Origin of the sequence: Nonomuraea sp. MG754425 (genome assembly GCF_021699195.1) — a bacterium.
In the GTDB taxonomy this organism is placed as follows: domain Bacteria; phylum Actinomycetota; class Actinomycetes; order Streptosporangiales; family Streptosporangiaceae; genus Nonomuraea.
On the sequence record NZ_SSXE01000573.1, the window covers coordinates 1 to 300 of the forward strand.

A 300-nucleotide genomic window follows, 5' to 3' on the forward strand; every position below is an offset into this window, starting at 1 on the left:
CGCGCTGGGCCCCGGTGGTCTGTCCCGTGAGCGGGCCGGCTTCGAGGTCCGCGACGTGCACCCGTCCCACTACGGCCGGATGTGCCCGATCGAGACGCCGGAAGGCCCGAACATCGGTCTGATCGGCTCGCTGGCCTCCTACGGCCGGATCAACGCCTTCGGCTTCGTCGAGACGCCGTACCGCAAGGTCGTCGACGGCAAGGTGACCGAGCGGATCGACTACCTCACCGCCGACGAGGAAGACCGCTACGTCAAGGCGCAGGCCAACACGGTGCTCAACGCCGACGGCTCGTTCGCCGA

Annotated in this window: 1 protein-coding gene; it reads left to right on the plus strand. The window is 69.0% G+C overall.

Annotation, left to right across the window (positions count from 1 at the left end):
- Positions 1-300, plus strand: a 300-nt coding sequence (locus FAF44_RS54020; RefSeq protein WP_237111232.1) for a hypothetical protein, incomplete at both ends; no start/stop codon positions are given.